Source organism: Bradyrhizobium sp. ORS 86, from assembly GCF_045571475.1.
GTDB lineage: Bacteria > Pseudomonadota > Alphaproteobacteria > Rhizobiales > Xanthobacteraceae > Bradyrhizobium.
The window spans coordinates 4,479,087-4,505,181 of sequence record NZ_CP120699.1 but is presented as its reverse complement, the minus strand read 5'-3'; the positions used below and the strand labels follow the sequence as shown (position 1 = coordinate 4,505,181).

30 protein-coding genes are annotated in these 26,095 nt (G+C 65.6%); 15 read left to right on the top strand and 15 right to left on the bottom strand.

Translation table 11 applies throughout. The annotated features are described in order from the left end of the window. Window positions 1-9: 9 nt before the first annotated feature. A complete protein-coding gene (locus P6U25_RS21090; RefSeq protein WP_407146681.1) occupies window positions 10-540 on the bottom strand; it encodes a hypothetical protein in 531 nt (176 codons plus the stop codon). Window positions 541-698: 158 nt separating this feature from the next. Between P6U25_RS21090 and P6U25_RS21085 the strand changes: the two genes are divergently transcribed. Beyond that, window positions 699-1,259: a TetR/AcrR family transcriptional regulator gene (locus P6U25_RS21085; protein WP_407146680.1), complete on the top strand. Its 561-nt coding sequence runs from the start codon at window positions 699-701 to the stop codon at window positions 1,257-1,259. Here P6U25_RS21085 and P6U25_RS21080 read toward each other — a convergent pair. The 3 genes from P6U25_RS21080 to P6U25_RS21070 are packed head-to-tail and all read right to left on the bottom strand — an operon-like array spanning window position 1,256 to window position 2,850. Beyond that, on the bottom strand, window positions 1,256-1,471 hold the full coding sequence (locus tag P6U25_RS21080; RefSeq protein WP_407146679.1) for a hypothetical protein: 216 nt from the start codon (window positions 1,469-1,471) through the stop codon (window positions 1,256-1,258). The genes P6U25_RS21085 and P6U25_RS21080 overlap by 4 nt on opposite strands. Before the next feature lie 51 nt (window positions 1,472-1,522). Further along, window positions 1,523-2,383, bottom strand: a complete 861-nt coding sequence (locus P6U25_RS21075) for a sigma-70 family RNA polymerase sigma factor (protein WP_407146678.1) — start codon at window positions 2,381-2,383, stop codon at window positions 1,523-1,525. Continuing rightward, entirely contained in the window at window positions 2,380-2,850 is a 471-nt protein-coding gene (locus tag P6U25_RS21070) for a carboxymuconolactone decarboxylase family protein (protein WP_407146677.1), read from the bottom strand. Before P6U25_RS21070 ends, P6U25_RS21075 begins: the two co-directional genes overlap by 4 nt. Window positions 2,851-3,208: 358 nt before the next feature. Between P6U25_RS21070 and P6U25_RS21065 the strand changes: the two genes are divergently transcribed. Continuing rightward, a complete protein-coding gene (locus tag P6U25_RS21065; protein WP_407146676.1) occupies window positions 3,209-3,997 on the top strand; it encodes a DUF899 domain-containing protein in 789 nt (262 codons plus the stop codon). Window positions 3,998-4,032: 35 nt separating this feature from the next. Here the strand turns inward: P6U25_RS21065 and P6U25_RS21060 are convergent, their stop codons facing one another. Beyond that, entirely contained in the window at window positions 4,033-4,932 is a 900-nt protein-coding gene (locus tag P6U25_RS21060; protein ID WP_407146674.1) for a LysR family transcriptional regulator, read from the bottom strand. A gap of 104 nt (window positions 4,933-5,036) precedes the next feature. Between P6U25_RS21060 and P6U25_RS21055 the strand changes: the two genes are divergently transcribed. Continuing rightward, window positions 5,037-5,825: a GNAT family N-acetyltransferase gene (locus P6U25_RS21055; RefSeq protein ID WP_407146672.1), complete on the top strand. Its 789-nt coding sequence runs from the start codon at window positions 5,037-5,039 to the stop codon at window positions 5,823-5,825. Then, window positions 5,822-7,000: an MFS transporter gene (locus tag P6U25_RS21050; RefSeq protein WP_407146671.1), complete on the top strand. Its 1,179-nt coding sequence runs from the start codon at window positions 5,822-5,824 to the stop codon at window positions 6,998-7,000. Before P6U25_RS21055 ends, P6U25_RS21050 begins: the two co-directional genes overlap by 4 nt. Window positions 7,001-7,089: 89 nt before the next feature. Here the strand turns inward: P6U25_RS21050 and P6U25_RS21045 are convergent, their stop codons facing one another. Then, window positions 7,090-8,526, bottom strand: a complete 1,437-nt coding sequence (locus tag P6U25_RS21045) for an MFS transporter (RefSeq protein WP_407146670.1) — start codon at window positions 8,524-8,526, stop codon at window positions 7,090-7,092. Between the two features lie 128 nt (window positions 8,527-8,654). Here P6U25_RS21045 and P6U25_RS21040 point away from each other — a divergent pair, with 128 nt between their 5' ends. Then, window positions 8,655-9,566, top strand: coding sequence for a LysR family transcriptional regulator (locus P6U25_RS21040; RefSeq protein WP_407146669.1), 912 nt, complete (start codon window positions 8,655-8,657; stop codon window positions 9,564-9,566). A gap of 17 nt (window positions 9,567-9,583) precedes the next feature. Here the strand turns inward: P6U25_RS21040 and P6U25_RS21035 are convergent, their stop codons facing one another. Beyond that, window positions 9,584-10,522 carry a LysR family transcriptional regulator gene (locus P6U25_RS21035; RefSeq protein WP_407146667.1) on the bottom strand — a complete coding sequence of 313 codons (939 nt, stop codon included), beginning with the start codon at window positions 10,520-10,522 and terminating at the stop codon, window positions 9,584-9,586. 203 nt (window positions 10,523-10,725) lie between these two features. On the opposite strand from P6U25_RS21035, the gene P6U25_RS21030 reads away from it, so the two are divergent. Next, on the top strand, window positions 10,726-12,243 hold the full coding sequence (locus P6U25_RS21030; RefSeq protein WP_407146666.1) for an MFS transporter: 1,518 nt from the start codon (window positions 10,726-10,728) through the stop codon (window positions 12,241-12,243). 154 nt (window positions 12,244-12,397) lie between these two features. Continuing rightward, entirely contained in the window at window positions 12,398-12,949 is a 552-nt protein-coding gene (locus tag P6U25_RS21025) for a carboxymuconolactone decarboxylase family protein (protein ID WP_407146665.1), read from the top strand. Between the two features lie 8 nt (window positions 12,950-12,957). Here P6U25_RS21025 and P6U25_RS21020 read toward each other — a convergent pair whose 3' ends face one another. The 4 genes from P6U25_RS21020 to P6U25_RS21005 all read right to left on the bottom strand — a co-directional run bounded on the left by P6U25_RS21020 (window position 12,958) and on the right by P6U25_RS21005 (window position 15,719). After that, a complete protein-coding gene (locus P6U25_RS21020) occupies window positions 12,958-13,509 on the bottom strand; it encodes an AAA family ATPase (protein ID WP_407146664.1) in 552 nt (183 codons plus the stop codon). A gap of 110 nt (window positions 13,510-13,619) precedes the next feature. After that, window positions 13,620-14,678: a DUF6551 family protein gene (locus P6U25_RS21015; protein ID WP_407146663.1), complete on the bottom strand. Its 1,059-nt coding sequence runs from the start codon at window positions 14,676-14,678 to the stop codon at window positions 13,620-13,622. A gap of 419 nt (window positions 14,679-15,097) precedes the next feature. Beyond that, complete coding sequence (locus tag P6U25_RS21010; protein ID WP_407146662.1) at window positions 15,098-15,499, bottom strand: PIN domain-containing protein; 402 nt, start codon at window positions 15,497-15,499, stop codon at window positions 15,098-15,100. Beyond that, complete coding sequence (locus tag P6U25_RS21005) at window positions 15,489-15,719, bottom strand: AbrB/MazE/SpoVT family DNA-binding domain-containing protein (RefSeq protein WP_407146661.1); 231 nt, start codon at window positions 15,717-15,719, stop codon at window positions 15,489-15,491. The genes P6U25_RS21010 and P6U25_RS21005 overlap by 11 nt, the downstream gene beginning before the upstream one ends. A 199-nt stretch (window positions 15,720-15,918) precedes the next feature. Here P6U25_RS21005 and P6U25_RS21000 point away from each other — a divergent pair, with 199 nt between their 5' ends. Beyond that, window positions 15,919-17,133, top strand: a complete 1,215-nt coding sequence (locus P6U25_RS21000) for an MFS transporter (RefSeq protein ID WP_407146660.1) — start codon at window positions 15,919-15,921, stop codon at window positions 17,131-17,133. A gap of 51 nt (window positions 17,134-17,184) precedes the next feature. Here P6U25_RS21000 and P6U25_RS20995 read toward each other — a convergent pair whose 3' ends face one another. Continuing rightward, window positions 17,185-17,829 (bottom strand): DUF5074 domain-containing protein, encoded by a 645-nt coding sequence (locus tag P6U25_RS20995; protein ID WP_407146659.1) that lies wholly within the window; start codon window positions 17,827-17,829, stop codon window positions 17,185-17,187. Between the two features lie 33 nt (window positions 17,830-17,862). Continuing rightward, entirely contained in the window at window positions 17,863-19,083 is a 1,221-nt protein-coding gene (locus P6U25_RS20990; RefSeq protein WP_407146658.1) for a helix-turn-helix domain-containing protein, read from the bottom strand. A gap of 93 nt (window positions 19,084-19,176) precedes the next feature. Between P6U25_RS20990 and P6U25_RS20985 the strand changes: the two genes are divergently transcribed. After that, window positions 19,177-19,956, top strand: coding sequence for a DUF899 domain-containing protein (locus P6U25_RS20985; protein ID WP_407146657.1), 780 nt, complete (start codon window positions 19,177-19,179; stop codon window positions 19,954-19,956). A 20-nt stretch (window positions 19,957-19,976) separates the two neighbouring features. Beyond that, window positions 19,977-20,219, top strand: coding sequence for a hypothetical protein (locus P6U25_RS20980; protein WP_407146656.1), 243 nt, complete (start codon window positions 19,977-19,979; stop codon window positions 20,217-20,219). A 5-nt stretch (window positions 20,220-20,224) separates the two neighbouring features. On the opposite strand, the gene P6U25_RS20975 is transcribed toward P6U25_RS20980, so the two are convergent. Further along, a complete protein-coding gene (locus P6U25_RS20975; protein WP_407146655.1) occupies window positions 20,225-21,316 on the bottom strand; it encodes an adenylate/guanylate cyclase domain-containing protein in 1,092 nt (363 codons plus the stop codon). A gap of 76 nt (window positions 21,317-21,392) precedes the next feature. Here P6U25_RS20975 and P6U25_RS20970 point away from each other — a divergent pair, with 76 nt between their 5' ends. Beyond that, window positions 21,393-21,851: an SRPBCC domain-containing protein gene (locus tag P6U25_RS20970; RefSeq protein ID WP_407146654.1), complete on the top strand. Its 459-nt coding sequence runs from the start codon at window positions 21,393-21,395 to the stop codon at window positions 21,849-21,851. Window positions 21,852-21,983: 132 nt separating this feature from the next. On the opposite strand, the gene P6U25_RS20965 is transcribed toward P6U25_RS20970, so the two are convergent. Continuing rightward, on the bottom strand, window positions 21,984-22,340 hold the full coding sequence (locus tag P6U25_RS20965; protein ID WP_407146653.1) for an MmcQ/YjbR family DNA-binding protein: 357 nt from the start codon (window positions 22,338-22,340) through the stop codon (window positions 21,984-21,986). A 129-nt stretch (window positions 22,341-22,469) separates the two neighbouring features. On the opposite strand from P6U25_RS20965, the gene P6U25_RS20960 reads away from it, so the two are divergent. The 4 genes from P6U25_RS20960 (at window position 22,470) to P6U25_RS20945 (ending at window position 26,080) form a co-directional block, all read left to right on the top strand. Next, a complete protein-coding gene (locus P6U25_RS20960) occupies window positions 22,470-23,153 on the top strand; it encodes a GntR family transcriptional regulator (RefSeq protein WP_407146652.1) in 684 nt (227 codons plus the stop codon). Continuing rightward, a complete protein-coding gene (locus P6U25_RS20955; protein WP_407146651.1) occupies window positions 23,150-24,415 on the top strand; it encodes a dicarboxylate/amino acid:cation symporter in 1,266 nt (421 codons plus the stop codon). Before P6U25_RS20960 ends, P6U25_RS20955 begins: the two co-directional genes overlap by 4 nt. Beyond that, complete coding sequence (locus P6U25_RS20950; protein ID WP_407146650.1) at window positions 24,412-25,476, top strand: GntG family PLP-dependent aldolase; 1,065 nt, start codon at window positions 24,412-24,414, stop codon at window positions 25,474-25,476. The genes P6U25_RS20955 and P6U25_RS20950 overlap by 4 nt, the downstream gene beginning before the upstream one ends. Window positions 25,477-25,729: 253 nt before the next feature. Next, a complete protein-coding gene (locus tag P6U25_RS20945; RefSeq protein WP_407146649.1) occupies window positions 25,730-26,080 on the top strand; it encodes a Lin0512 family protein in 351 nt (116 codons plus the stop codon). The last annotated feature ends 15 nt before the right edge of the window (window positions 26,081-26,095 follow it).

Sequence of the window (26,095 nt, the reverse complement as noted above, 5' to 3'; positions counted from 1 at the left end):
GGCCCCGCATCACACCCGAAAATATCGGCGCGCCATCCAAGCCGAGGGCGCTGCAATCACCGCGCAAGACGTCACCGCAAGCATGGTTGCCTGAACACTGAACTGGCACGCCATCACGACGACGGAGAGCAAAGTGACCCAGGCGCGCGACACATTGCCGAGCTGCAACCTGCGGCGGTTCTTCCGCAACTCGTCCGCGTCGGCGCTGCCCGTATCCCTGATCCAGTTATAGACGGGCAGGTTGATGATCTTGGTGATGCTGCTCCCGATGATCCAGATCACGATACCCGCGCTGAACCACCAATGATGAAAGCCGTAGGCCGCGAAATAGAAGATGACGGCGAGAATGGGGATGGTCCCGATCGTGACGGTGAACAGGTCGCTCGTCGCCGTGCGCAGGAAGGTCCGGGCGAAGTCCTTGAAAGCGAGCTCGTCCATGTCGTTCATCATGTTCTGAACGACACCCGACACGAACAGCAGGATACCGGCCCCGAGTGCGTTCATCGCGAGGATGGCGGCTTCCACACCGGCTTCATTCATGGTGTTTGCTCCTCGAGCGCCGCGCGAGGCGCTCGCGCGGCGAAGCCCGTTCAGGATTGATATTTACGGTACAGTACTGTAAACAAATGTCAATGACGCGATCCCAGGCCCGACGTTCTGCCCGAAGTCCCGGACGGCCACGCAATGTGGATGTCGACGTGGCGATCCTCGATGCGGCCGTGGACTTGCTGATCGAGCGCGGGGTCGAGGGGACGACTATCGAGCAAGTTGCCAAACGCGCCGGCGTCACCAGGCCGACGGTCTATCGCCGGTTCCCCGACAAGAACCAGATGCTCATTGCCGCGATCCACATGGCGCATGTCGGGCAGCAAACGCTGCCGGACCTGCCGCAGTGCCGAGATGTCGAGCAGATGCTCTCACTCTGGGCCCAGGCGATCGCTGAGCCGCGTGCGCGCCGTCTCATCCGTCGCCTGATGACCGCGCTGCCGCACTATCCCGATCTCGGGGAGGCGTACTGGAACGCGAGCTTGAAGCATCGCGAGGCGTGGATCGAGGCGGTACTCGCGCAAGCCCGTGACCGGGGCGATTTTCCGTCCGATGCCGATCTCGACATCATCCAGCAAATTCTCACCGGCGCGGTCGCAACACACGTCACGAGCCGTCCCGACACCAGCACAAGGGCGGAGATCAAAGCCTATCTCGTCGCGGTGCTGCGGCAGACCTGTTATCGGAGAGGCCGGCGCGATCGCCAGCGCTAGTTGGTCAGGAAGGAGACCACCTCCTGCAGCAATTGCTCTCGTCCATGCTGCGGCCGATCAAGATGCACGTAGTGCGTTGCCCCCTGCGGCGTGACGACGCGCAGCGCACGACGCGGCCTGCTGGAAGCTCGTGGAGTCGGCGACGGGGCGAGGAATTGCTGAAGCTGGCGCAAGCTGAGCATCGCGATCACATTGACGGCATCGCGACGCAAGATCAATCGTCCTCGACGGCTCGCGTCGGTGCGGCGACCGGTATCTGCGTGCTAATGCAGATGCCGCAGCTTGTCGGGATTCCTCACCACATAGATGGCCGCGACCTTGCCGTTCTCGATGTCGAGCGCCGTGGTCGTCAACTCACCGTCGGCCTCGCGCGTGATGAAGCCGGGCAGTCCGTTGATGAAACTGGTGCGCACGAGTTTCGAGCCATGGCTCCGGAATTGGATCACCAGGGATTCATGTGCCTTCATGACCGCATCGAATCCAAAGATCGGCGCAGCGGCTGCCGGGCGCTTGCCGCCGCCGTCGGCATGAACGCTGACATCGGCCGCCAGCATCGCGCCGAGCGCCTTCATGTCGCCGCTGCGGGACGCCGTGAAGAACGCCTCGGCCAGCGCCAGGCCTCGTTGCTTCTCAACGTGGAAGCGCGGTCGCGCCTCACGGATGTGGTCGCGCGCCCGGCCCGCGAGCTGGCGGCAGGTCGCGGGCGTGCGCTGGATCGTCGCGGCGACTTCCTCGAAGCCCAGTCCGAACACGTCGTGCAGCAGGAAGGCAGCTCGCTCGAGCGGCGAAAGCCGCTCCAGCGCCAGCATCAGCGGCAAGGTGACGTCGTCCTCGTCCTGCTCTTCGACAACAGGGTCAGGAAGCCAGGGGCCGATATAGGTCTCGCGTTGACGCCGCGCGGATTTGAGCTGGTCGAGGCAGAGCCGCGTGACCGTGCGGCGCAGGAACGCCTCCGGCTCGCGCACCTCGGTTCGGTCGGCCTTCATCCAGCGGATGAAGGCCTCCTGCACCATGTCTTCCGCATCAGCCACCGAGCCGAGCATGCGGTAGGCAACGCGCATCAGCTTTGGACGCAGCGGCGCAAATTCCGCCGCTGCGTCCCCTGGTGTGGCATTCACCGTCATGCAGCGTTCGCCATCGACGCCTTGACGACCTGCGGATCGACAAACCCGCCAAAGCCAACGGCGATCCGGTTCCAGCCGTTGATGATGTTGATCAGAAGTGTCACCTTGACCTGCTCCTCCGGCGTGAAATGCGCCTTCAAGGCATCATAGGCAGCGATGTGGGTGTGCGCTTCGCAAATTCGCGTCAACGCCTCGGTCCAGCCGAGCGCGGCGCGCTCGCGATCGGTGAAGCAGGGCGCCTCCTGCCAGGCCGCCAGCAAATAGATGCGCTGCTCGGTTTCGCCCTCCTCGCGTGCAAATGTCGTGTGCAGGTTGATGCAGTTGGCGCAGCCGTTGATCTGCGAGGCGCGGATCTTGATGAGCTCGGCGAGCTTCGGATCGAGGCTCGAAGAAATGGCGACCGATGCCTCGAACCAGATCTTCATCATCTTGGGGGCGGCGGCGAGCGGATCAAGTCTGGCAGTCATGACGGGGTCCTCGGGGGTGGAGTTATGCCATCATGACGAACGAGGGGCGGCGAAAGTGACATGCAGGGCAAATATTTTTGGCTGCAAGCTGTCGAAGGTCTCCCGACGACGGAACGTGTCGCCTTGTCAGCGAGCGTCCGACTCCTTGAGGCCTCCCCGTGGAATCTGCACCGCACCGATACGGTGGAGCCGGGATCGACGCGATGCCCGCTCGCGCTGCTTGCGCGAGAAAATCCCGACACACTTGTCACTCCCATGGTCCGTCGCCACCGCGCCAGACTGCGTGCATGAACCATGACGAGGGACGGGGAACAGCATTTCGACCCCGGCGTTCGTCCTTGCAGGAGGTTGAACCACCATGAGCAAATTACCCGAAAACGCCCGCGCCGCCATGCAGACACCGCCGGTGGTAACGCCGGAGGCGTGGGAGGCCGCGCGGCTGCAAATGCTGGTGAAGGAGAAGGCGCAGGTGCGGGCGCGCGACGCGCTCGCCGCCGAGCGCCGGCGGATGCCGTGGACGGCCGTCGAGAAGCCGTACGTCTTCGAGGGACCGAACGGCAAGATGAGCCTGGCCGACCTGTTCGAAGGCCGCCGGCAACTCATCGTCTATCGCGCCTTCTTCGAGCCCGGCGTGTTCGGCTGGCCCGATCACGCCTGCCGCGGCTGCTCGCTCGGCGCCGATCAGGTGGGCCATCTCGCGCATCTGAACCAGCGCGACACCACACTGGTCTATGCCTCGCGTGCGCCACAGGCCGACATCGCGCGACTGAAGGCGCGGATGGGCTGGGAGATGCCGTGGTACACGATCACGGACAGTTTTGATGCTGATTTCGGCGTCAGCGAATGGCACGGCCACAACGTGTTCTTCCGCGACGGCGAGCGCATCTTCCGCACCTACTTCGTCAACAGCCGCGGCGACGAGGCGATGGGGACGGTGTGGAGCTACCTTGATATCACGCCGCTCGGCCGGCAGGAGCTCTGGGAGGACTCACCGGCAGGATACCCGCAGGGCCCAACGTACAAATGGTGGAACTGGCACGACAACTACGAGGCCGAGGCCACACCGAATGCGAAGTGGGCTGCGGTCAGCGATGCCGGCGAAGCCGCGTTCCGCAAGATCGCCGAGGAAGAGCGCAAGGCGACATAACGGCCAGATCGGGAGGACGCGCAGCGTCGTCCTCCCTATCGACCGTTGTGGTTGGCAGGGATCGCCTTCAGCGCGGACAGGGTTTGTCGCAGTCCACGATCCAGGCGTTTGTCGCGGCGGATCACGACGGCGAGCCGGCGATACAGCTTCGGCGACAGCGAGCGAATGGCAAGGTCGCGCTGCTTGCTCCTGGCCGAGACGGCCATGCCCGGGAGGATGGCGCAGCCGAGGCCGGCGCGCACCATCTCCTTGATGGCCTCGACGCTGCCGAGCGACATCAACGGCTTCAGCGAGACGCCGCCGCGCGCCAGCCATTCGTCGGCGGTGCGCCGGGTGTTGCCGCCGGGCTCGAACAGGACGATAGGCCGCGTCGCCAGCACGGCGGGCGTGATCCGCGCCGGCAACGGCATGTCGGGCGGAGCAATCAGCACGAACTCGTCGTGCAGCACAGGCGTGATCTCGAAGCTGCGCCCCGACACCGGCAGCGTCACGAGCCCGATGTCGATGGTGTTGTCCTCGACCGCCTTGGCAATCTCCGGCGTGTTGCCGGTCGTGACCGTGATCTCGAGGCCGGGAAGCGCTGTCCGCAGCTCCCTCAGGATCGGCGGCAGCAGGAAGATGCATGCCGTCGCGCCGGTTCCGAGCCGCACGCGCCCTGCGGTGCCGGTGGTTTGCTGGGCGACGGCGTCGACGGCCGATGTGACGGCAGCGCTGATCCGCTCGGCATGCGTCAGCAGCGCGGCGCCGGCCGCCGTGGGACGAGCCCTGCGCCCGACGCGCTCGATCAGGGTTGCCCCGAGACTCCGCTCGAGCTGCCGCACCTGCAGGCTCACCGCCGGCTGCGTGAGCTGCAGCCGTTCGGCGGCGGCCGAGAAGCTGCCGCGCTCGATTACGACCCGGAAGCTCTCGAGATAGTCCAGGTTGAGGTTCTTCATCAAAGCATCTCTTATGCTTTGCATAAGTTGTCGAAGCTTCCCTTATATAGCGCCGCGGCGCATGCTCGGGCAACACGATCGCTTTTTCGGACCGGGAGCAGGCATTGTCCGGCGTCAAGTCCATCGGCCGCACCCTCGTCGAGCTCGGACGCTACCTTGCGGCCTCGCCACGTTCGCGCACCCGCCGCTGGCAGGCCCTGCACGAACTGGACGATCGCCTGCTGGCGGATGTCGGACTGTCGCGCAGCGATGTTGAGATCAGTCCATGGAGCCTGCAGCATGCACCGACGCGCCGTCGCAGCACCGGCATGCGGTCGCTGGACGAGAGGGAAGGAATGAGAGACATCAAGCACACCGTGATCCGCGACGCGACAGAGCTCGACATGGCGGAGGTGCAGCGCATCTATGCGCATCACGTGCTGAACGGACTTGCGACCTTCGAGGAAGTGCCGCCGACTCTCGACGCGATGCTCGGACGCCGCGAGGCCGTGCTGGCCGCGGGGTTGCCGTATCTCGTGGCCGATGTCGATGGATGCGTGGCCGGCTACTCCTATGCGACATCGTACCGGCCCCGGCCGGCCTACCGCCACACCATCGAGGACTCAGTGTACGTGTCGGAAGCCCTGCGCGGCCGCCGCATCGGTGCCGCGCTGCTGCAGGCGCTGATCGAACGGGCGGAGGCGGGGCCGTGGCGGCAAATGATCGCCGTGATCGGCAACAGCGGCAACGTCGGCTCGATCGCGCTGCACCGTGGTGTGGGGTTCGAGATGGTCGGGACGTTGAGATCGGTCGGCTTCAAGCTCGGGCAATGGGTCGACACCGTGTTGATGCAGCGGTCGCTTGGTCGCGGCGACGGTGCACCTCCGTCAGGAATCACGGAGGCGCCGCGGTGATCGCGCGCCGGATCGTGGTTGCCCTCGGACTTGGCCAACTGATCTCCTGGGGCGCCACCTACTATCTGATCGGCGGTTTTGGCGAGCAGATCGGCGCCGACCTCGGCTGGAGCCGCGACATCGTCTACGGCGGGTTTGCCGTTGCGTTGCTGGTGATGGGGCTGACCTCGCCGCTGGTAGGACGGCTGGTGGATAGACGCGGCGGCCGCGATGTCATGGTGGCCGGCGCGGTGGTGAATGCCGCCGGATGCGCCGGTGTCGCCGTCTCGCACGAAATTGCAACATACCTCGCGGCGTGGATCGTGCTCGGCCTCGGGATGCGGCTGACGCTGTACGACGCCGCCTTTGCAGCGCTGGCGCGGATCGGCGGTCCGGAGGCGCGCCGCGCGATGTCCGGGATCACGCTGTTGGGCGGATTGGCGGCCACCGTGTTCTGGCCGCTCGGACACATTCTCTCGGAGCATTTCGGTTGGCGGATCGCGGTGCTGGTCTATGCAGGCTTCTCGCTCGTGACGATCCCGCTCTCCCTCGTGACCCCGAACCGGCGCTACGCCGGTCCGTCGGACACCGCCGCGACAGCGCCGAGACAGCCACTCGCATCAAGCTCCCGGCAGGTCATCGTCGGTGGCGGGCTTTATGCCATGATCACGACGGGCGCGAACTTCCTGAACGCCGGCATGTCGGCGCATATGATCGCTGTGCTCGCTGGTCTCGGGCTCAGCGCGACGGTCGCCGTCTGGATCGCGACATTCCGGGGCATCGGGCAATCCGCAGCCCGTCTCTGCGAAGTGCTGTTCGGCGGGCGCATGGATCCGCTCTCGCTCAACCTGCTGGCCTGCCTCTTCATGCCGCTCTCCTTCATCGCCGGGCTGTTCAGCGGCACCTCGAAGGAGATGGCGATCGTCTTCGCGCTGCTCTACGGCGCCTGCAACGGCATCCTGACCATCACGAGGGGGACGTTGCCGCTGATCCTGTTCGACCATCGCAGCTACGGGACCATCGTCGGTCGCCTGATCGTGCCAAGCTTCATCCTGCCCGCGGCGGCGCCGCTGATCTACGCGATCGTCATCGACCGCGTGGGCAACGCCGGCGCGCTGTACCTCTCAACCGGCCTTGCCGTGGTGACGTTGCTGGCGGCGGGCCTGCTGAAGGTGCTGTTTCCGAGACCGTCTTGAGGTCCGCGCCCAACGAGATCTCTTCAAGAAACATGAAACGCAGAAAAACATGACGCCACCGATCAAGGGCTGTCTCGCGGCGCTGGTTCTCAAGCGGCCGGCTCGCGGGGCAGCCACAGCGACAGCCAACCGCCGAGCGCGAGCAGGGCCACGTTGCAACCGAGCGCGATCGTGAAGGCATGCGCATAGTCGTCGGCGTCCGGGTGCGGTCCAAGCAGGCTGTAGAAGATGCCACCGATGATCGCGACGCCGAGCGCGGCGCCGATCTGGAAGGTCGAGATCATCATCCCCGATGCTAACCCGGCATGGCGCGGATCGATGCTGCCGATGACCGCCTTGATGACCGACGGCATCACGGTGCCGAAGCCGAGACCACCGCACACCAGGCCGATTGTGAGGCTGTGCGGCAGCGCGCCGCCGACCGCGAGCATCACGCCACCGAAGCCGATGACCTGGAGGGCAAAGCCCAGCGTCAACGTGCGCACGCCGAGCCATCGCATGACGGAGGGCGATACCAGCGAGGCGAGAAAGAAGCCGATGGCGAAGGGCAGGGTGGCGAGCCCGGCGGACAACGGCGACTCGTGCAGGCCGTTCTGCAGATAGACCGCGAACGTCAGGTAGAACGACGACAACATGTAGAAGGCGAGCGCCATCACGAGCCCGATCACGAAATCGCTGTTGCGCAGGAGATGCAATGCGACCAGCGGATCGCCGCCGCGCGCCGACAGGTTCGCCTCGAAGCGGACGAATATCCCGAGCACCAGCGGCGAAGCCAGCAGCATCGCGACGATCCAGATCGGCCATCCGGTCTCGCGGCCCTGGATCAGCGGGTAGACCAGCAGGCCGAGCGTGAGTGACAACAGGAGCACGCCGCCGATATCGATCCGCTGGGCGTGCTCGGCGCGCGAGTCGGTCAGGAACAACAGCCCGCCAGCGAACGCGGCGAGACCGATCGGCACGTTGATCAGGAAGATCGCCTGCCAGGCCAATCCGAACGGATGGGCCGACACAAGCACGCCGCCCAGGACCTGGCCGCAGATGTTGGCGAGGCCGAAGGTCGCGCCGTAATAGCCGAGGGCGCGGCCTTGCTCGGCCGCGGGAAACAGCACGCGGATCGAGGCGAGCACTTGCGGTGCCATCGCGGTCGCGGTGAGGCCCTGGAGGATACGTCCGGCGACAAGCACGGCAGGTGACCACGCGATGCCGCACAGCACCGAGGCGATCGTGAAGCCGGCCACGCCGAGGAGGAACATGTGCCGCCGGCCAAGGAGATCGCCGAGCCGGCCGCCGGTGATCAGAAACACTGCATAGGTCGCCGCATAGGCCGAGATGACGAACTGCACCTCGCTTGCGGTTGCGCCGAGATCCTGCCGAATGGCCGGCAATGCAAGGTTGACGACGTTGAAATCGAGGATCGGCAGGAAGGCGCCAGTGAGCAGGACGGGCAAAGCGAGCCAGCGCCGCGGGTCTCCCAGTGGATGAGCGGTATGACGGAATTGCAGCGGATCGGCCGTTTCGCTCGTCACCTTCCAGCTCCTCAGTTTCGGCAGCGTCCCAGCGAGAGGCGCACCGTTGATCGAAACCTTCGAAGCGGAAGATGGCCTGTCCATCGGCGATATGATATTGTCAGGAACTGCCAATCGAGTTTGCAAGAATGCACAGTCCGATCGACTGGAATGATCTTCGGCTCGTGCTCGCGGTGGCGCGCGAGGGCAGCCTCTCGGGCGCTGCGCGCCGCTTGCGCGTCACGCATTCGACAGTGTTTCGCCGCCTTGGTGCGATCGAGGCGGCGATCGGAACGCGCCTGTTCGAACGCTTCCGTGACGGCTATGCGCCGACGCCGGCCGGCGAGACCGCGGCTGCGTCGGCGGCCCGTCTCGAGGACGAGGTGCTTGCGCTCGAACGCAAGCTCGCGGGGCGGGATCTCAGGCCGTCAGGCCCGGTGCGGATCACGACGACGGATACGCTCGGCGCAATCCTGATGCGGCATTTGCCGGCGATGCGCGCCGCCCATCCCGGGATCGAACCCGAGATCACGATCTCGAACACGATGGCCAATCTGACGCGGCGAGAAGCAGAGATTGCCGTCCGCCCGACACCGGCGCCGCCGGAACTGCTGGTCGGGCGGCGCGTCGCTGAGATTGCACACGCGATTTATGGATCGCGCGCCTATCTCGACCGACGCAGCGACAAGGAGTTGTCCGGGCACGACTGGATCGGGCTCGACGATGCGCTGGCGGGGACCGTGATTGCAGGCTGGATACGCGAGAACCTGCGCGCGGCCCGCATCACCTGCCGCGTCGACGCGTTGCCTGCGCTGCGCGACGCGGCGGTTGCCGGGCTCGGGCTTGCCTTGCTTCCCTGTTACGTCGGAGATCTCGCGCCTGGGCTGCGCCGGCTCACGCCAAAGACGCCCGCCGAGCCCCGGTCGGCATTGTGGCTGCTGACGCATGACGATCTCAAGCGCACCACGCGCATCCGCGCCACGCTCGACTTTCTCGCCAGGGCCCTGACGGCAGAACGCGCGCTGTTCGAGGGCAAGCGCGCCGATGCTGCGCGGCGATAGCGCGCACCGCGGACAAATCACGCGCGCGATGCGCCGTTCAGGCTCTTTTGAGCGTGTTGACCGGCGTGGTCGCGCCGGGCCGCGTTCCTGGCGATCACCGGGGCACGATGCGCGCGAAACGCGCCTGCGAGGACTTTCAGCGCGGCGCGGGACCGCGGGTCCGAGAGCGTCGACAGCAGCACGATCTCGGTGGGGGGCAGGGCGGGAAGGCCGAACCGTTCGCTCACCTCGATGGTGCCGGGCGGCGCGACCCGGCACGAGAATACCGAGATCGCAAGGCCCGCCGAAACGGCCTCGGCGACGGCAAAGGCCCCGCAGCCGAGGAACGTCTCGGTCCAGGATAGCCCAGCAGCGTCGAGCGCGCGGGTCGCGGTGTTGAGGATGCCGCAGGATGGCGAGGATGCTGCCAATCGGATCGGCTCGCCGGCGCGATGCACGAAGCCCGGCGTGGCGAACCAGCCGAAATGGTCGGGGCCGAGCACTTCGCCATCGCGGCGATCGTCCTCCCGGAACATGATCACCGCATCAATCATACCGCGATCAAATGCATCCAGCAGGTCGCGGGCATCGTCGAGCCGAACCTCGATGGTGAGCGCGGGATCATGCGCACTAAGCCGCGCCAGCAATGTCGGAAGCTCGGGCGCGCCGACATGAGTGGCGATGCCGAGCGAGAAGCGGCGGCGCGCTGAAGACAGCTCGGCGAGCGCGCGGTCGTGCGCGGCAAGGAAGGCGCGCGCGGAGTCGAGGAACACCGCGCCCTGCGCCGACAGGCGCACCAGCCGCGGCGTCCGCTCGACCAGCCTGTGGCCGACCCGCGCCTCCAGCCGCTTCAGCTTGACGCTGATCGCGCCCTGCGTGGTGCCGAGCGCGTCGGCCGCACGGGTGAAGCTCTGCAGATCGGCAATCGTTACGAACGCCTTGACGGCATCGACATCGAGTGTGGTCACGTCAATCATCCGAATTTGTTGTCTCTGAAATATCTAGTCATCCCGTTCCGGGATGTTCAAGCACCGCCTAGCTTCGCCACAGGTCAAGCGCGGCGCACGGCTATCGGTCGCCGCTTCAATTGATTGTGTGCCAACCCGAGCGCCGCTGCTGCCAGTACCGTGGCAGCAGCGTGGGCCTAGTCGTTGGCGTCGCAATGTCGAAAGGCTGAACTATGCCGAATGAACTGAGCCGCCGAGGCGTTGTCGTCCTCTCCGCCGTATGTCTGTCATGCCTGATGTTCGGCCTGGAGATTTCCAGCATTCCCGCGATCCTGCCGACGCTGGAGCAGGTGTTGCACGCAGATTTCACGCAATTGCAGTGGATCATGAACGCCTACACGATCGCGGTGACGACCGTGCTGATGGCGGTCGGAACGCTGGCGGACCGCTTTGGGCGCAAGCGCATGTTCGTCGTCGCGATCGCCGCTTTCGGCCTCACGTCGCTGATGTGCGGCGTGGCCGACAACGTCGTGACGCTCATCATTGCCCGCTTTCTGCAGGGCGCGAGCGGTGGCGCGTTGCTGATCTGCCAGATCGCGGTCCTGTCGCATGAATTCCAGGGCGGACGGGAGCGTGCCGTCGCCTGGGGCTGGTGGGGCGTGATCTTCGGCATCGGGCTTGGGTTCGGACCGATCATCGGCGGCGCCGTCGCCGCGGTGCTGAGCTGGGAATGGGTGTTCCTGGTCCACGTACTGTTCGCGACAGTGGCGCTGGTGCTCACCATTGGCGGCGTGCATGAATCGAAGGACCCGAAGGCGAGCACGCTCGACCTTGCAGGCATCGTGACGCTCTCGCTCGCGGTGTTCTGCCTGGCCTATTACATCACGCAGGGACCGGATCTCGGCTTCGCCAGCCCGACCGCGCTTGCGATCCTCGGTGTCTCCGCGGCAAGCTTCATTGCGTTCGTCGTTGCCGAGCGGGTGAGCCGGCGGCCGATGTTCGATTTCTCGGTGTTCCGGATTCCCGCCTTCTCCGGCTCGATCATCGGCTCGGCCGCGATGAACCTCAGCTACTGGCCTTTCATGATCTATCTGCCGATCTGGTTTCACGCCGGTCTCGGCTATGACAGCGTGTCGGCGGGTCTGGCGCTGCTCGCCTACACCCTGCCGACGCTGGTGATGCCGCCGTTCGCGGAGCGGCTGTCGCTGCGCTATCAGCCCGGTCTGATCATTCCGGCGGGGTTGTTCACGATCGGTGCGGGCTTCCTGTTGATGAAGTTCGGCAGCGCCGCGGCGCAACCGGATTGGTCGACGATGCTGCCGGGCTGCCTGATCGCGGGAATCGGGCTCGGCATCACCAATACGCCGGTCACCAACACGACGACGGGCTCGGTCTCGAGCGACCGCGCCGGCATGGCCTCCGGCATCGATATGAGTGCGCGGATGGTCTCGCTGGCGGTCAATATCGCGCTGATGGGCTTCATCCTGGCGAGCGGCGTGCTGGCGCATCTGAAGGCAGTGCTGCCCGGGCTCGATGCGGACCAGTTGCGCGGGCTCGCCGAGAAGATCGCTGCGGGCAACACCGTATCCATGCCCGAGCTGACGGCTCCGGTCGTGCACCAGGCACTGGCAAGTGGATTCGGCTGGGTGATGCTCTATGGCGGGATCGGCGTGTGGATCATGGCCGGCATCAGCTTCGTGATCTTCAACGCGCGGCCGCTTCGTCAGCCGAGGGTTCAGTACCCGGAATGATCGGATCAAGCGGGGGAGGGCCTGCGATTCCGCGGACCCTCTTGCGGCCTCTGCGCTGCGCGCAAGTCACGCATGACGGCGATCCCGTTCGGCTTGCGGCGATCTGCGAACAGGGGCAGGCTGCACGAGTCCATTCCGAGCCGAGGTGAAATCGATGTCGCGTGTGTCCGCCAAGACCAGGAACGAGCTGCCACCCGAACTCCGGCCGCTGTGGGACAAGATGACGACCTATGGCGCGTTCGAGCACCAGGCGGGCGTGATGGCGCAGCGGCCGCCGATCTTCAAGCACATGTGGTCGCTGCTGGTCGATCTGGCCGACGAGGCGGTGGTGTCGAAGCGGCACCTTGAGCTCGCCCTGGTGACGGTGTCGCTCCTGAACAAGTGCGACTACTGCGTCTCGCATCATGCGCCGAAGCTCGCCGTCCAGGGCGTGTCGGAGGCGGGCGCCGAGCGCCTGCTCGACTACAAGGATCATCCCGAGCTCGACGACGTCGACAAGCTCGTGGTCGAATATGCGATCGCGGTCACCAACGCCTGGAACAGGACGCGCGACGAGATCTTCAATCGGCTTCGCGTGCATTTCTCCGAAGCGCAAATCGTTGAGCTGACCTGGCGGATCGCGCTGTGCGGCGCCTTCAACCGCTTCAACGATGTCCTGCAGCTCGAGGTCGAAGACGGCGTGCCCGGCCGCGAGGCGGCGGAATGATGGCGTCGTCAAGCGGCCGGGATGGCGGGATCGCCGAGGGTTGCGAGCACGAAGTCGGCGCGGGCCGATGGCGAGGTCTTCGGTAGGATGATCGGCTCATAGTCGAGCTTCGGCAGTGTCTCGATTAGCCGATGATATTCGGCAACGGCCGCTTCGAGGCCGTGTCGGCGCTCCGGGTCGGTGACGTAGATCTCGGGCCACGGCGGCGTCATGAAGACGCGCCGGTGATAGCGATCCGCTAAGCAGAGCGATTGCAGACACGGCTCGCCCGTGATCGCCTCCAGCGCCGATGCCGCGTCCACGAGGCCGCGATCGAAGAACACCCAGCCGGAGTGGGCTTCGGCCATCTCCCTGTCCCTCAGCGCGAGCGCGACGGCGCGGCGGAGAAAGGCCGCCGGATCGGCCCAGGGCAGGGCGTTGCCGCCCGATGCCTGCTCTTCGGCGATGATGCGACGGCCCGGCTCTTCGACCACCGGATAGCCTCGTGCATGCAATTCGGCCAGCAAGGTCGATTTCCCGCCGCCAGAGCAGCCCGAGATCAAGACAAGGCGATTTTCCAAGGGAAGGTCCTTTCCTTGCGCGGGAAATGGGAAGAGCAGATGGCAGCGGACGTGGAAGACTGCTCCTCGGGTCGAATATGTTCAGAGTCATCAGGGAGCAAACAGAAAACCTACGTGCCCATGGACTGCTCTGCATACGCGCGCATAATCGCATCATGCAGCGCGGCCGCTCTCGTATCTCCGCCCTTTAGCCCAGTTGTGCATTCTCCCCACTGATCGGCCGTTCGAGATTGCAATGCGGTCACAAGCCGATCGGGGTCGAAATCTGGCGCCGGATGAGACATGATTTTGACGAGCCCGCCGAAGATGGCACCACCGTGACTCAATTTTTGATTGGGAAAAGCCTCCGCCATATTTGTCAGAGCGGCCGAAGTAATGGCGGGCCCGAAGCGTCGAATTGAGTTCGCTATTGCTGCGGTGAAGGCGATCTCGCCTGGTTGCCAAGCTGTTGAGGATGTATTTCTCGCTATTCGCAGCCCCGCATCGGTCACGACCTGTTGAAGCTCGAGTGCGTCCTCGTCTGCGGCCGCCACGGCTGCAAAGTAATCGTCGAGGCGGTTCATCGGTCTTCGCGCTCGATTGGCGACGATGAACATCCGCGCCTCTTCTTGGAGATCCTGATATCTGAAGATACAACACGGAAGTTGAGGAATATCGTCCCTTTGAGATGCTGCCATCCAGCGGTGCTGGCCGTCGATTATTGTGAGTGAATCATCGGAACGGCGCGAAACAACAAGTGGTGCACACAGGCGCCAGTCGAATTTTGCGGCAATACTTGCGATAAGGCGACGGGATGGTTCGTTCTCCGTCGACCTTTGATATGTCCTATCGACAGAAAGTCGCTCCAGGTGGATCCACTCGATCGACGGCTGGGAGCCAACTGGTGGGAAATGACGAGGGAGCTTCTTCGTTGACGTGCTACGGGTAGTTCCTGTTGTCTTTCGCGTACGAGTGCTCGTGCCAAATTGCCGGGCTTTTCCCGGCCCTACGCTTGTTATCGCGGACGTGAAGCTTGATCTAAGACCCTCAATAAACTCGGGAGTTTCCTCTATCGTTCGAACCCATACGTCGCCGCTGCGCTCTATGATGACGCTTCCAAGGTGGACCCTGGCTCGTCCCAATCCTGTGGCAAGAGTAAATGTTCCGTTCGCTTCGATGCCGCCAGCCATATGTGCTGGCACCCAGTCCGGCATAGGAAATTGGCCGTGTGTCCACGTCCGTATGTCATTTCCGGGTTCGTTCGCTGGAGCGCGTAGGTTGTTTGTCATCGATCAGTCTCCCTAGTAAGCCAGTTGGTGCGTGGTTCGAGGGAGAACGATGCCCTGTTCAATCAAACCCTCTGTGAAGGATGGACGGCTGACCACATCTCTTGTGACTGTTTTCAACAGGATCGTAGATAGGGTTGCTGGACGTTTTGTAGTGTGGCTTGCGTAGGACGTACTCAATCCTCACGGTCAATTGTTCAGTGACCAAGTTCGGAGCGCCGCTGGTCCGCTGCGGCGGTCCCGGAAGATCGGAGGTAAGAGGAAGGCTCCTTCCCGGTCCTTGCTGTTGCAGCGAGAGCGTGACGACTTTGATAACAAACGATTTAAGCGCGAAATGGATTGACGATCCGAAGGCTGTTATCCAGGACTTGGCCGTGCTGCATGTCCTCAGACCACAATCTGTCGCAACCGGCCTGAAGCGCTGAAGCTGCGATCATGGCGTCGAAAATCGACAATCCGTAGCGCTCTGCCAGATCAAGTCCAGCGTCATGGATCTCCTGCGTGAGGGGATAAATGGTCAGCAGATTGCGCAAGATCGTCAGAAATGCGCGCGTCTCCGTCCATGACATCCGCATCTTGCGCCGCGCGACATTGGCGACTTCGTTCAGTACCTGAACGCTAATCACCCCGCCCCGGGCAACGACGGCTTCTGCCCGATCGGCCTTCAAGGGATCGTCCGACGCGAGGTAGACAAGCACGTTGGTGTCGAAGAAGTCACCGGGCATTTGCCTCGTCCCGGTCGAATTTGAAATCCGCCGGCAGGCGTCCGCGGAAGGTGCGCAGTCGCGCCAGTAACTCCTCACGCCCCGGTTTGCGCGCGACGCCGAAGTTCCGCTCGTCGGCGACATGGATTTCGATCTCGTCGCCTTCCTTGAGTCCGAGCGCCTCGACCACGACCGCGGGAAGCCGGATCGCGAGGCTGTTACCCCATTTGGCGACTTGCATGTTTGGTGCTCCGTATAAGGATATACACGAATCCAAATGTATATCCGGGAGCAGGCGGATGCAAGTGGGCTTTGCGCCGCACGTATTGCGCGCTTCCAAGTAGCTCGTCGTAGAATCGACTTGTTTGCTTCGTCGGCTGTCGGTTCCGCTCCATCCCGTTCGTCTTCCACCCAGAACAAGGTGCACTGGGAGATCCGGAATGAGCAATTCTCACTATCGCTGGGTGATCGTCGCGGCTGGGGGCCTGTTGGGCTGTGTCGCGATCGGCGGCATGTTTTCGCTGCCGGTGTTTTTGCAGCCGATGGCGCGGGAGACCGGCTGGTCGGTGACCGGCATTTCCAGCGCGATGACGATCGGCTTCCTCGCGATGGCCTTCACCAGCATGATGTGGGGCACGCTGTCGGACCGGTTCGGTCCGCTTCCGGTGGTGCTGACCGGCTCGGTCGTGCTGGCGGCGAGCCTCGCGCTGGCAAGCCGGGCGCCGTCATTGCTGGCTTTTCAGGTCCTGTTTGGCGTGCTGGTCGGCGCGGCCGCCGCCGCCATCTTCGCGCCGATGATGGCCTGCGTCACCGGCTGGTTCGACACCCATCGCGCCCTTGCCGTCTCGCTGGTGTCGGCGGGTATGGGCATGGCGCCAATGACCATGTCGCCGTTCGCCGCCTGGCTCGTCTCCCATCACGACTGGCGCACTTCAATGCTCATCGTGGCTGGCGTGGTCGCCGCGATCATGATCCCGGTGTCGCTCCTGGTGCGAAGGCCGCCCGCGCTGCAGAACCCGCAGGCGGCCGCGGCGGCCGACAACGGCGAACCGGCGATGTCGATGGCGCAGGCGCTGCGCTCGCCGCAATTCATGATCCTGATCGCGACCAACTTCTTCTGCTGCGCCACCCATTCGGGGCCGATCATCCACACCGTCAGCTATGCGATCACCTGCGGCATTCCGATGATCGCCGCGGTCACGATCTACAGCGTGGAAGGACTGGCCGGCATGGGTGGCCGCATCGTGTTCGGCCTGCTCGGCGACCGCTTCGGCGCCAAGCGCGTGCTGGTGCTCGGCCTGCTGGCACAGGCATTCGGCGCGCTCGGCTACGTCTTCGTGCGCGAGCTCGCCGCGTTCTACACGGTAGCGGCGATATTCGGCTTCATCTATGCCGGCACCATGCCGCTCTATGCTGTGCTGATCCGCGAGAACTTTCCGCTCAAGATGATGGGCACCGTGATCGGCGGCACCGCGATGGCCGGCAGCCTCGGCATGGCGACCGGGCCGCTGGCCGGCGGTCTGATCTACGACACCTTCGCGAGCTACACCTGGCTTTACGTCGGGTCCTGGGCGGTCGGCCTCGGCGCCTTCCTGATCATCATGACGTTCAGGCCGTTCCCGGCGGTGAGGAGCGCGGCGCCGGTCCCGGCCTGAGACGCGGGATCATGCGTGGCGTGATCCGCCGAAAATGGATCACGCCACATCTTATGCGCGGCGTCGCTTTGGCCGCGCAATCGCGCGCACGGTGCCCTTGGTGTGTCCGCCGCCGCAGAAGAAGCGGTCGCCGCCATCGGACTCCAATCCTGACACATTCGTCCCCCTCGGCATCTCGAGCCGTTCCAGAACCTCACCGGTTTGCGGATCGATGTGGCGCACCTCGCTCGCGTCGTCTTCCCAGGTGCCGTGCCAGAGCTCGCCGTCGACCCAGGTGACGCCGGTGACGAAGCGGTTGGATTCGATCGTGCGAAGGATCACGCCGGTGTCCGGATCGATCTGGAGAATCTTGCGGTCGCGATATTGTCCGACCCAGAGCGAGCCTTCGGCCCACGCAAGGCCGGAGTCGCGGCCGCCGCCGGGCGATGGGATCGTCGACACCACGCGGCCGTTCCTGGGATCGATCTTGTGGATACGGTCCTCGGTGATCTGGTAGAGGTGCTTGCCGTCGAAGGCGGTGCCGGCATGAGCTGCGATGTCGATCGTGCGGGTGGTCTTGCCGCTGTCGGGATCGAAGGCGATCATCCGGTCGCCCGCAGCGAACCAGACCTGCTCGCCATCGAAGCTGACGCCGCCCACGCTGTCGACGCCTTCGAAGGCGTATTCCTTGATGATCCGGGCCGGCGACGTCTTCATGCTTCGCTCCTGGTGCTTGATTGCGGGCTGATGCTAGCCGTTCGGCAGCGGGGCGGGGAGTAACAAGGTCGTCGTGAATCCCGGCACCGGCGGCGTCATCCAGCGCCGCGCGCGGGCGCGGCCGACCGACCGCACCTTGCCCGCGGCGGCGAGCGCGTCGAGCGCGCGCTGCACGGTGCGCTGGCTGGCGCCGAGCGCCAGCGACAGCGCCGAGCTCGACCACGCCTCGCCGTCGGCGAGGAAAGCGAGCACCGCGGCGTGCTCCTCCTCGACTGGACGCGCCAGCACGGCAACATCGCGCCGGCGGTGCGGCTCCAGCACAAAGCCATCGGGCGTCGCGCGCAGGTCGGCGAGCGGACGCAGCGCGCGGCGCAGCCGGCCGATCTCGACCCGCAGCCGCGCGCGGTGCGACTCATCGGCGTGCTTGCCGCGAAACGCCCGTGCGATCAGCGCGCCGCGCGACACGTCGGCCGGCCACGCCTCGGCCAGTGCGCGGGCAAGCGCGAACAGCACCGGCCGCCGCGTCAGCGAGACCGTTGTGCTGTTGTCGCGCACAACATAGCGGCACGCGTCGACGACAAGCGCCTTCGACGCCAGCAGGGTCTCGACCTCGTCGAGCCGCAGCAGCCGCTCGCTGCCGCGCGCGATCAGACGCGCCGCGGGCGTGACGAGCAGACGCGCCGTGCTCTCGACCTCGGCCGTAAGTTCCGCAATGCCGGCGCGGCGCGCGGCATCCTTGGCCCGCGCCAGTGCATCGCGTGCCGGTTTCGTCCGCAGCCGCCGCATTGCGATCCCGGCCACGACGAGCTCATGGCCGACCCGAAGTGCCGGCGGGAAGGGCGCGGGGTCGAGGTCATCAAGCATGCGCTCGGCCGCATCGAGGCTCCCGATCAGCAGCAGGCGGCGGATTTCGAGATAGCCGGCATGTGCGGCGTTGAGCGCATCGCCATGCGCCGCAAGGGTCGCGCGCGCCGCGGCGAGGGCTCTTTTCGGAAACGAGAGGTCGCGCGACACCAGCGCGATCTCGGCCTCGGCCACCACGCAGCGCGCACGCGCAATGGCCTCCCGTGGACCGAACGCGCGTCCCGCGCGCCGCAGCAGCTCCTTGGCGCGGGCGAAGTCGCCGAGCCGGGCCATCGCGATGCCGCGCAACGCCAGCGCCGGCGCGTCGTCGCGCAGCGCCACCCGTTTCAGTGCGCCGAGGGGATCACCCGCCGCGAGCGCGCGCGCCGCAGCAATGATCAGCGAGTCCATTCGAATCCCGACACACTTGTCACTCTCTTCATCTGAGTCCCGGGCCTAATCTAGCACAGCACGACGGAACACCACGGCCAAGGAGAGCATGCGATGACCAGTCACCAAATCGGAACGCGCGAGCAATGGCTTGCGGCCCGTCTGGACCTGCTGCAGGCGGAAAAGGAGCTGACACGGCGCAGTGACGCGGTGGCCCGGCAGCGGCAGGCTTTGCCATGGGTCCGGATCGACAAGGACTACCGGTTCGAGACCGAGGACGGCAGCGCATCGCTGGCGGACCTGTTCCGGGGCCGCTCACAACTTCTCGTCTACCATTTCATGTTCGGCCCCGACTACGCCGCCGGCTGTCCGTCCTGCTCGATGATCGCCGATGGTTTCAACGGATTTGCAGTCCATCTCGCCCATCACGACGTGATGCTGTCGGCGGTTTCGCGGGCGCCGCTTCCCAAGCTGCAGGCCTACAAGCGGCGCATGGGCTGGACATTTCCATGGGCGTCGTCGTCGCCGAGCGACTTCAACGCCGACTTCAATGTCTGGTTCAGCGAAGATCAGCAGAGCACGGGCATCGACTACAACTACCGCCGCGAACCGCCATTCGTGCAGCGCGAGGAGCCGCAGGGTGACGGCGAGGCCCCGCGGTCGCAGTCGCATTCCGCGATGTGCGGGACCGACCGTGCAACCTTCCTTCGCGAGCGGCCGGGCCTCAGCGCCTTCGTTCGCGAGGACGGCGCGATCTATCACACCTATTCAGCCTACGCGCGCGGTCTCGACGCTGTCTGGGGCATGTATCCCTGGCTCGACCGCGCGCCGAAGGGGCGCAACGAGACCGGCGGCGCGTGGTGGCGGCGTCATGACGAGTACGATGCGGCCTGATCGGTCCAAGGAGGCGGCTGATGAGCGACCAGACCACATCCATTGTCAGCGCGCGGCCGCGCAGACAGGGCGAGGCCGTGGCGCGCTGGCTCTCGCTCGCAGCGGCGCCGACCTTCGCGATCATGGCGTTGCTTGCGGCGGCCGCGCCGTCCGACATGCTCTGCGCCACCATGCGGGGAGAGTTCTCGCTTCAGGGCATGGTCCCGATGTATGCGCTGATGAGCGCGTTTCATCTGGCGCCCTGGCTGCGGCTGCTGCGATGACCGGCTCAATTGTCGGGCAGGGCGAACACCGCGCAGGGCTGCACGATGCCGCGCAGCTCATGCGTACCGAGCGCCACCAGCGGCATCTCGGTCTCGGCAGCCAGCGCGCCCGAGACCAGCACGGTTTTCTGCAGCGGCTTGCAGAGCCCTTCGAGCCGGCTGACCAGATTGACCGCGGAGCCGATCGCGGTGAAGTCGAGACGATCGGCGGCGCCGATATTGCCCCAGAGCATCTCGCCGAGATGCAGCGCCGCACCGAACGGCAGCGGCGGCAGGCCTTGCTTGCGGCGCTCGGCGTCGAGATGCGCCATGCCCAGACGCGCGGCCGAGACCGCTCGCAACGCCGCCTCGCATGCGCTGCGCGGGCTCGTCGTGACCGGGAAGATCGCGAGCAAGCCATCGCCGATAAACTTGAGCACCTCGCCGCCGAACGCGTGGATGGCGCCGGCGATGCGGTCGAACCAGGCATCGAGCGCGGCGATCACTTCGGCAGGCGGGTGGCTTTCGGAGAGCGCGGTGAACCCGCGCAGATCGGCAAACAGCAAAGCTGCCTTGATCGTCTCGCCGGTGTTCCGCCGCAACGGCGCGGCGAGCACGCGCGCCGCGCTGCGCCGGCCGAGATAAGCCTCCAGCGCCGCGGTCAATGTGCCGCGCGCCGCAATCGCGGCAAGCGGTGCCGCGGTGAAGCGCGCCGCCTGGCGCAATCGATCGGTCTCGTCAGGCGCGAACGGGCGGGTCCCGATCCAGCCGAGCACCGGGCCGTCAGCGCGTTGGCCTATGGTGTCTTCATGCAGCGGGCCGGGCGCGAGCGTGCTAAGCCAGCGGCGACCGGCATCGCCGGAAGCAGCCGTGTCGAACATCGCAAAGGGCTGCTGCGGCGCGAAGCCGAGCGCCTCGATCACTTCGCTGTTGTCCGCGCGCCACAGCCAGGTGCGCCGCGCGATCAGGGGATGCGGAACCTCAAGCGTCAGCGCGCCGCCGGCGAGCGGCAGGCCGTCCGCAACCAGATGCGCACCGAGTTCCGCCAGCAGCCGGTTGGCGCCCGCGCTCTCGGCCGCAGCGTCGACCAGCCAGCTCAGCGTCGCAGATAATTGCATCGCCCATCATGGGCGCGACACGCTATGCTTGTCACGCGTTATCCCTCTAGCCCGGCCGCCATTGGAGGATGGATCGATGAGTGAAGCCTTCGTCGTTCAGCGGGAGATCCAGATCGCTGCCCCACCTGCAACCGTCTTCGCCTTCCTGACCGATCCGCAGAAGATCGTGAGCTGGATGGGACTGGAGGCATCGACCGAGCCGCTTCCTGGCGGGCTCTATTTCCTCAAGGGCTTCGGTAGCGATCATGCGCGTGCCGCGCGCGGTGCGTTCCGCGAGGTCGTGCCCGTGCATCGGCTCGCCTACAGCTTCGGCTGGGAAGGCGGCGAAGAGGTGCCGCCGGGATCAAGCCTGGTCGAGATCGACCTGATCGACAAGGACAGCGGCACGCTGTTGCGCATGGTTCATAGCGGCCTGCCCAATGCAGCGCAGTGCGCCAGCCATGACAGAGGATGGGCGCATTATCTTGGCAGGCTGGCGCTGGTGGCCGCGGGCCAGGATCCCGGTCCGGATCGCGGTCCGCACCACAGCGCGTGACATCGCACGCGCAAGGACGGGCGTCTTCATAAAGGGAGTCCTCGTTGCGGGACGGTGCCCGGACCGGCGAATCCGATACACCGGTGGATGGCTGAGGCGAGCGGCGCGCGCACGCGCCGGCCCCGTGTGCCGCTATTCGAGCCCGAGCGCCTTGCGCGACTTTCGCGTCAGCTTCGCTGCGATCAGCGCGTGCGCCTGATCGAGATAGGCTTTGAGCTCGGCGTCGGGCAGCGCGTTGTTGCCGACAAGCTGCACCCACTTGGCGCGCGCCAGATAGGGCGCCGGCCGCGCCAGACCCTGCTCGATCAGGAGCTGGTAGGCCATGTTCGAGGTCTTGAACATGAAGCCGCCGCCGAGCCGCTCCACGAACCCGCCGCCCAGCGCAAACATCTTGCCGCCGACCTTGAAGACCGATGTGCCCTCCCATTGCACCACCTTGGTGACGGCGGGAAGGCGCAGGCAGTGGGCTTCGAACGCTTTCGGCCGCATGCAACGCCGGGGGTGTGAGGGACGCTCAGCCATAGTCCGGTCTCGCCGAGGTTGACAAGTGCGACGTCGCGGCCAGCGGGACGACGGACCGAATTGACACGCCACTGGCATCATGCTGGTATGTCAACTATGCCAACTGCTTCTCTTTCCCGTGACAAGGCCTATGCGCGCATCCGCGACCTCGTGATGTCGGGCGAGTTCGCCTCTGACGAGCCGTTGTCGGAACGCAGCCTTTCGGATCGGCTTGCGCTGGGGCGGACGCCGGTGCGCGAGGCCTTGAAGGCGCTGGCCCGGGACGGCCTGCTGACGATCCATCCCATGCGCGGCACATTCGTGCGGCAATTGTCGTTCGACGACCTGCGCGAAATCCACGAGCTGCGCCTCGCGCTGGAGGGCATGGCGGCCTATCTCGCGGCGACACGCGGGCCGACTGAAGGCCTTGCCCGCTGTGCGAAGGAGCTGCGGCGCGTGAAGTCGCGCGCGTCGATCGACGTGGAGGAGGCCCAGCAGATCGGCTGGACTTTCCATGATGAGCTGTTCCGCGCAACGGCCAATGGCCGCCTCGTGCAGGCCTATGACAATCTGCGCGCCCAAAGCGGCCTCGCATTGCAGAAGATGTCGCAATACAACCCCGACCGTACCCGGCAGGCGGTCAGCGAGCATCTCGATATCTATGCCGCCGTCGAAGCGCAGGATCCCGACGCCGCGCAGCAACGGATGTGGCGGCATCTGTCGTCGGCGTTCGAGGCGCGGCTGAACGCGCTTGGTGCGGTGCGGCCACGCATCCCGACAACCGGAGGCAAGCGGTCATGAGCGGACGGTCGGGCGTGCGGCGTATCCTGGGACTTCCGCTCGCGGTCCAGATGTTGATCGGCCTGATCGCGGGGCTTGTCGTGGGCCTGCTCTGGCCGGGTTTTGGCGCGAGCCTGCGGCCGCTCGGCACCGCCTTTGTCGAGGCGGTGAAGATGATCGTGATCCCGGTCGTGTTCGCCTCGGTTGCGCTCGGCATCTACCGGATGGGCACCGAGCTCAGGGTCCTCGGGCGCGTCGTCGTGATCTGCCTCGGCTATTTCTACCTCGCGACCGTGATCTCGATCCTGATTGGGCTGGTGCTCAACGGGATATTCCATCCCGGCGCCGGAGCACCGCTGGCGGCGTCGGGCAAGGTGCCGGCGAACCTTGCGGTGTCGGTCGACTGGGTGAAGTTCTTCATGGACATGATCCCTTCGAACATCGTCGCCGCGATGGCCGAGCAGAAGATCCTGCCGACGCTGGTGTTTGCGATTCTGTTCGGTCTTGCGCTGGCCTCGATCGGCAAGGTCGGCGAGCCTGTTGTCGCGGTGCTGGAGGCCGTGATGGCGGCCATGTTCAAGATGACGAAATGGATCACGGCGCTGGCGCCCATCGCCGTGTTCGCAATCATGGCCTGGCTGTTCGCCACGCAAGGGCTCGCCACCGTGGTCGCGCTCGCAAAGCTTGTGGCCGTGATGTATCTCGGCCTCGCCATCATGGTGATGATCTTCTGGCTGATGCTGCTCGTGCTCGGCGAGAGGCCGATTGCGGTGACGAAAGCGGTGATGGAGCCGATGTTGCTGGCGTTCTCGACGCGCTCCTCGGAGGTCACGCTGCCGCTGCACATGGAGAAGCTGCAAGCGATGGGCGTGCCGAACCGGATCGTCTCGGTGGTGCTGCCGCTCGGCTACGCCTTTAACCGCGACGGCGCGATCATGTACTTCGCGCTCGCGGTCACGTTCCTGGCCGAGGCCTATGGCGTGGCGCTCACCTGGTCGACGCTGCTGACCATCGTGATGGTCACCACGATCGCCAGCAAGGGCAGCGCCAACGTTCCCTCCGGCGGGCTGGTCGCCATCGCCATGGTGCTGTCGGCGATCGGGCTGCCGGTCGAGGCGCTCGCCGTCATCGCCGGGGTCGACGCCTTCCTCGACATGGGGCGCACCGCAATCAACGTGTTCGGCAACACGGTCGCGGTCAAGCTGGTGCAGCGCTTTGGCGGCGAGCTTGCGGTGGGCGCGCCGGAGACGGCGCCGCTCGCGCTGAAGGCGCAGGACGCATGATGGACGGCGACGATACGCGGCCGGGCGCGACCGGCATCGTCGATCTGCGCAGCGACACCGTGACATTGCCGACGGAGGCGATGCTTGCGGAAATGCGCCGCGCGCCACTCGGCGACGACAGCCGCGATGGCGATCCGACCGTGCGCGCCCTCGAGGCGCGGGCGGCTTCGCTGACCGGCAAGGAGGCCGCACTGTTCGTGCCGAGTGGCACCATGGGCAACCTGCTGGCGATGCTGGCCCATGGAGAGCGCGGCGGCGAGATCTTTGCGGATGGTGGCGCGCATCTGTTCAATTCGGAGATCGGCAGCGTGGTGGCGGTGGCGGGGCTGATCCCGCGAGCCGTCGCAAGCCACCGCGGCGCGATGAACGAAGATGCACTCGCGCAAGCGATCCGTGCCGCTTCATCGGGGGGACGGCCGCGACCGGCGCTGATCTGGATGGAGACCACCCATAACGGGGCGGGCGGCGCGGTGCTGCCGTTATGGCATATGGCGCATATCCATGCGCTCGGCCGCAGCAACGGCATCGCTGTGCATGTCGACGGCGCGCGCCTGTTCAATGCCTCGGTCGCGCTCGGCGCCAGCGCGCAGGCAATCGCCGATCACACCGACAGCGTGATGTTCTGCCTCTCGAAGGGGCTGAGCGCGCCGGTCGGCAGCCTGCTGGCTGGCTCCGCCGCCTTCATCGCGCGGGCGCGGGGATTCCGCCGTTTCATCGGCGGCAACATGCGGCAAGCCGGCGTGATCGCGGCGGCAGGCCTCGTGGCGCTCGACACCATGATCGAGCGTCTGCGCGAGGACCATGCCGCCGCCGCGCGGCTTGCGCATGGCTTGGCGTGGCTGGACCCGGCGCTCGCCGAGCCCGACCATGTGCAGACCAACATCCTCCGCATCAATGTCTCACGCAGTGCGCGGGATGCGGCCGACTGGGCATCGCGCCTGAAGAGGCACGGCATTCTCGCGCAGGCCAGCGGCGCAAGCCAGCTTCGCCTCGTCACACACCGGCACATCGATAGTGCGGCGGTCGAGCGTACGATCGCCGCCTTCGCCGCTGAGGCGTGACAGCTTCTTGGTCCTCGACGGTCTTTCTTCGCTCCGCGTCGGCGTCGTTCGCGACGTTCACGTGGTGCCTGTTGTCGGACAAATTCCGTCGCGAGAACCTGGCCACACTGTCGTCATGGCCGCGCAGGCTGGCATCCAGTATGCCGCTGTCCGCCGATGATGGTCTGATATGATGAGCTTCCGGCTTGACGTCGCGGGTGCAGCGGACGAAGGAGGGACGGTCCTTTGCGCCAACCACGATGAGGAAATTCTCATGACACGCGTGCGCTGTATCACGGAAATGGGCATGGGCGTCGACGTCCACGGCCGCGACGCCACCAAGGCTGCGAAACGCGCGGTGTCGGATGCGATCCGGCACTCGAGCCTCGGATTCTTTCGCATGCTCGGCAAGACCGCCAACGACATGTTCGTCGACGTCACGATCGCCGTGCCAAACCCGGAGGCGGTCGACACCGCCGCGGTCGCCAAGGAACTGCCATACGGCACCAAGACGGTGAAGGCGATTGCGGGCGGGCTCGAGATCCCGTCGGATCAGGGCAACGATCCGATCCTGATCGCCAACGCCGCGGTGATCGTGAGCTTCGACGACGGCAAGACCGGCTGATCCCGGGCCGTCAGC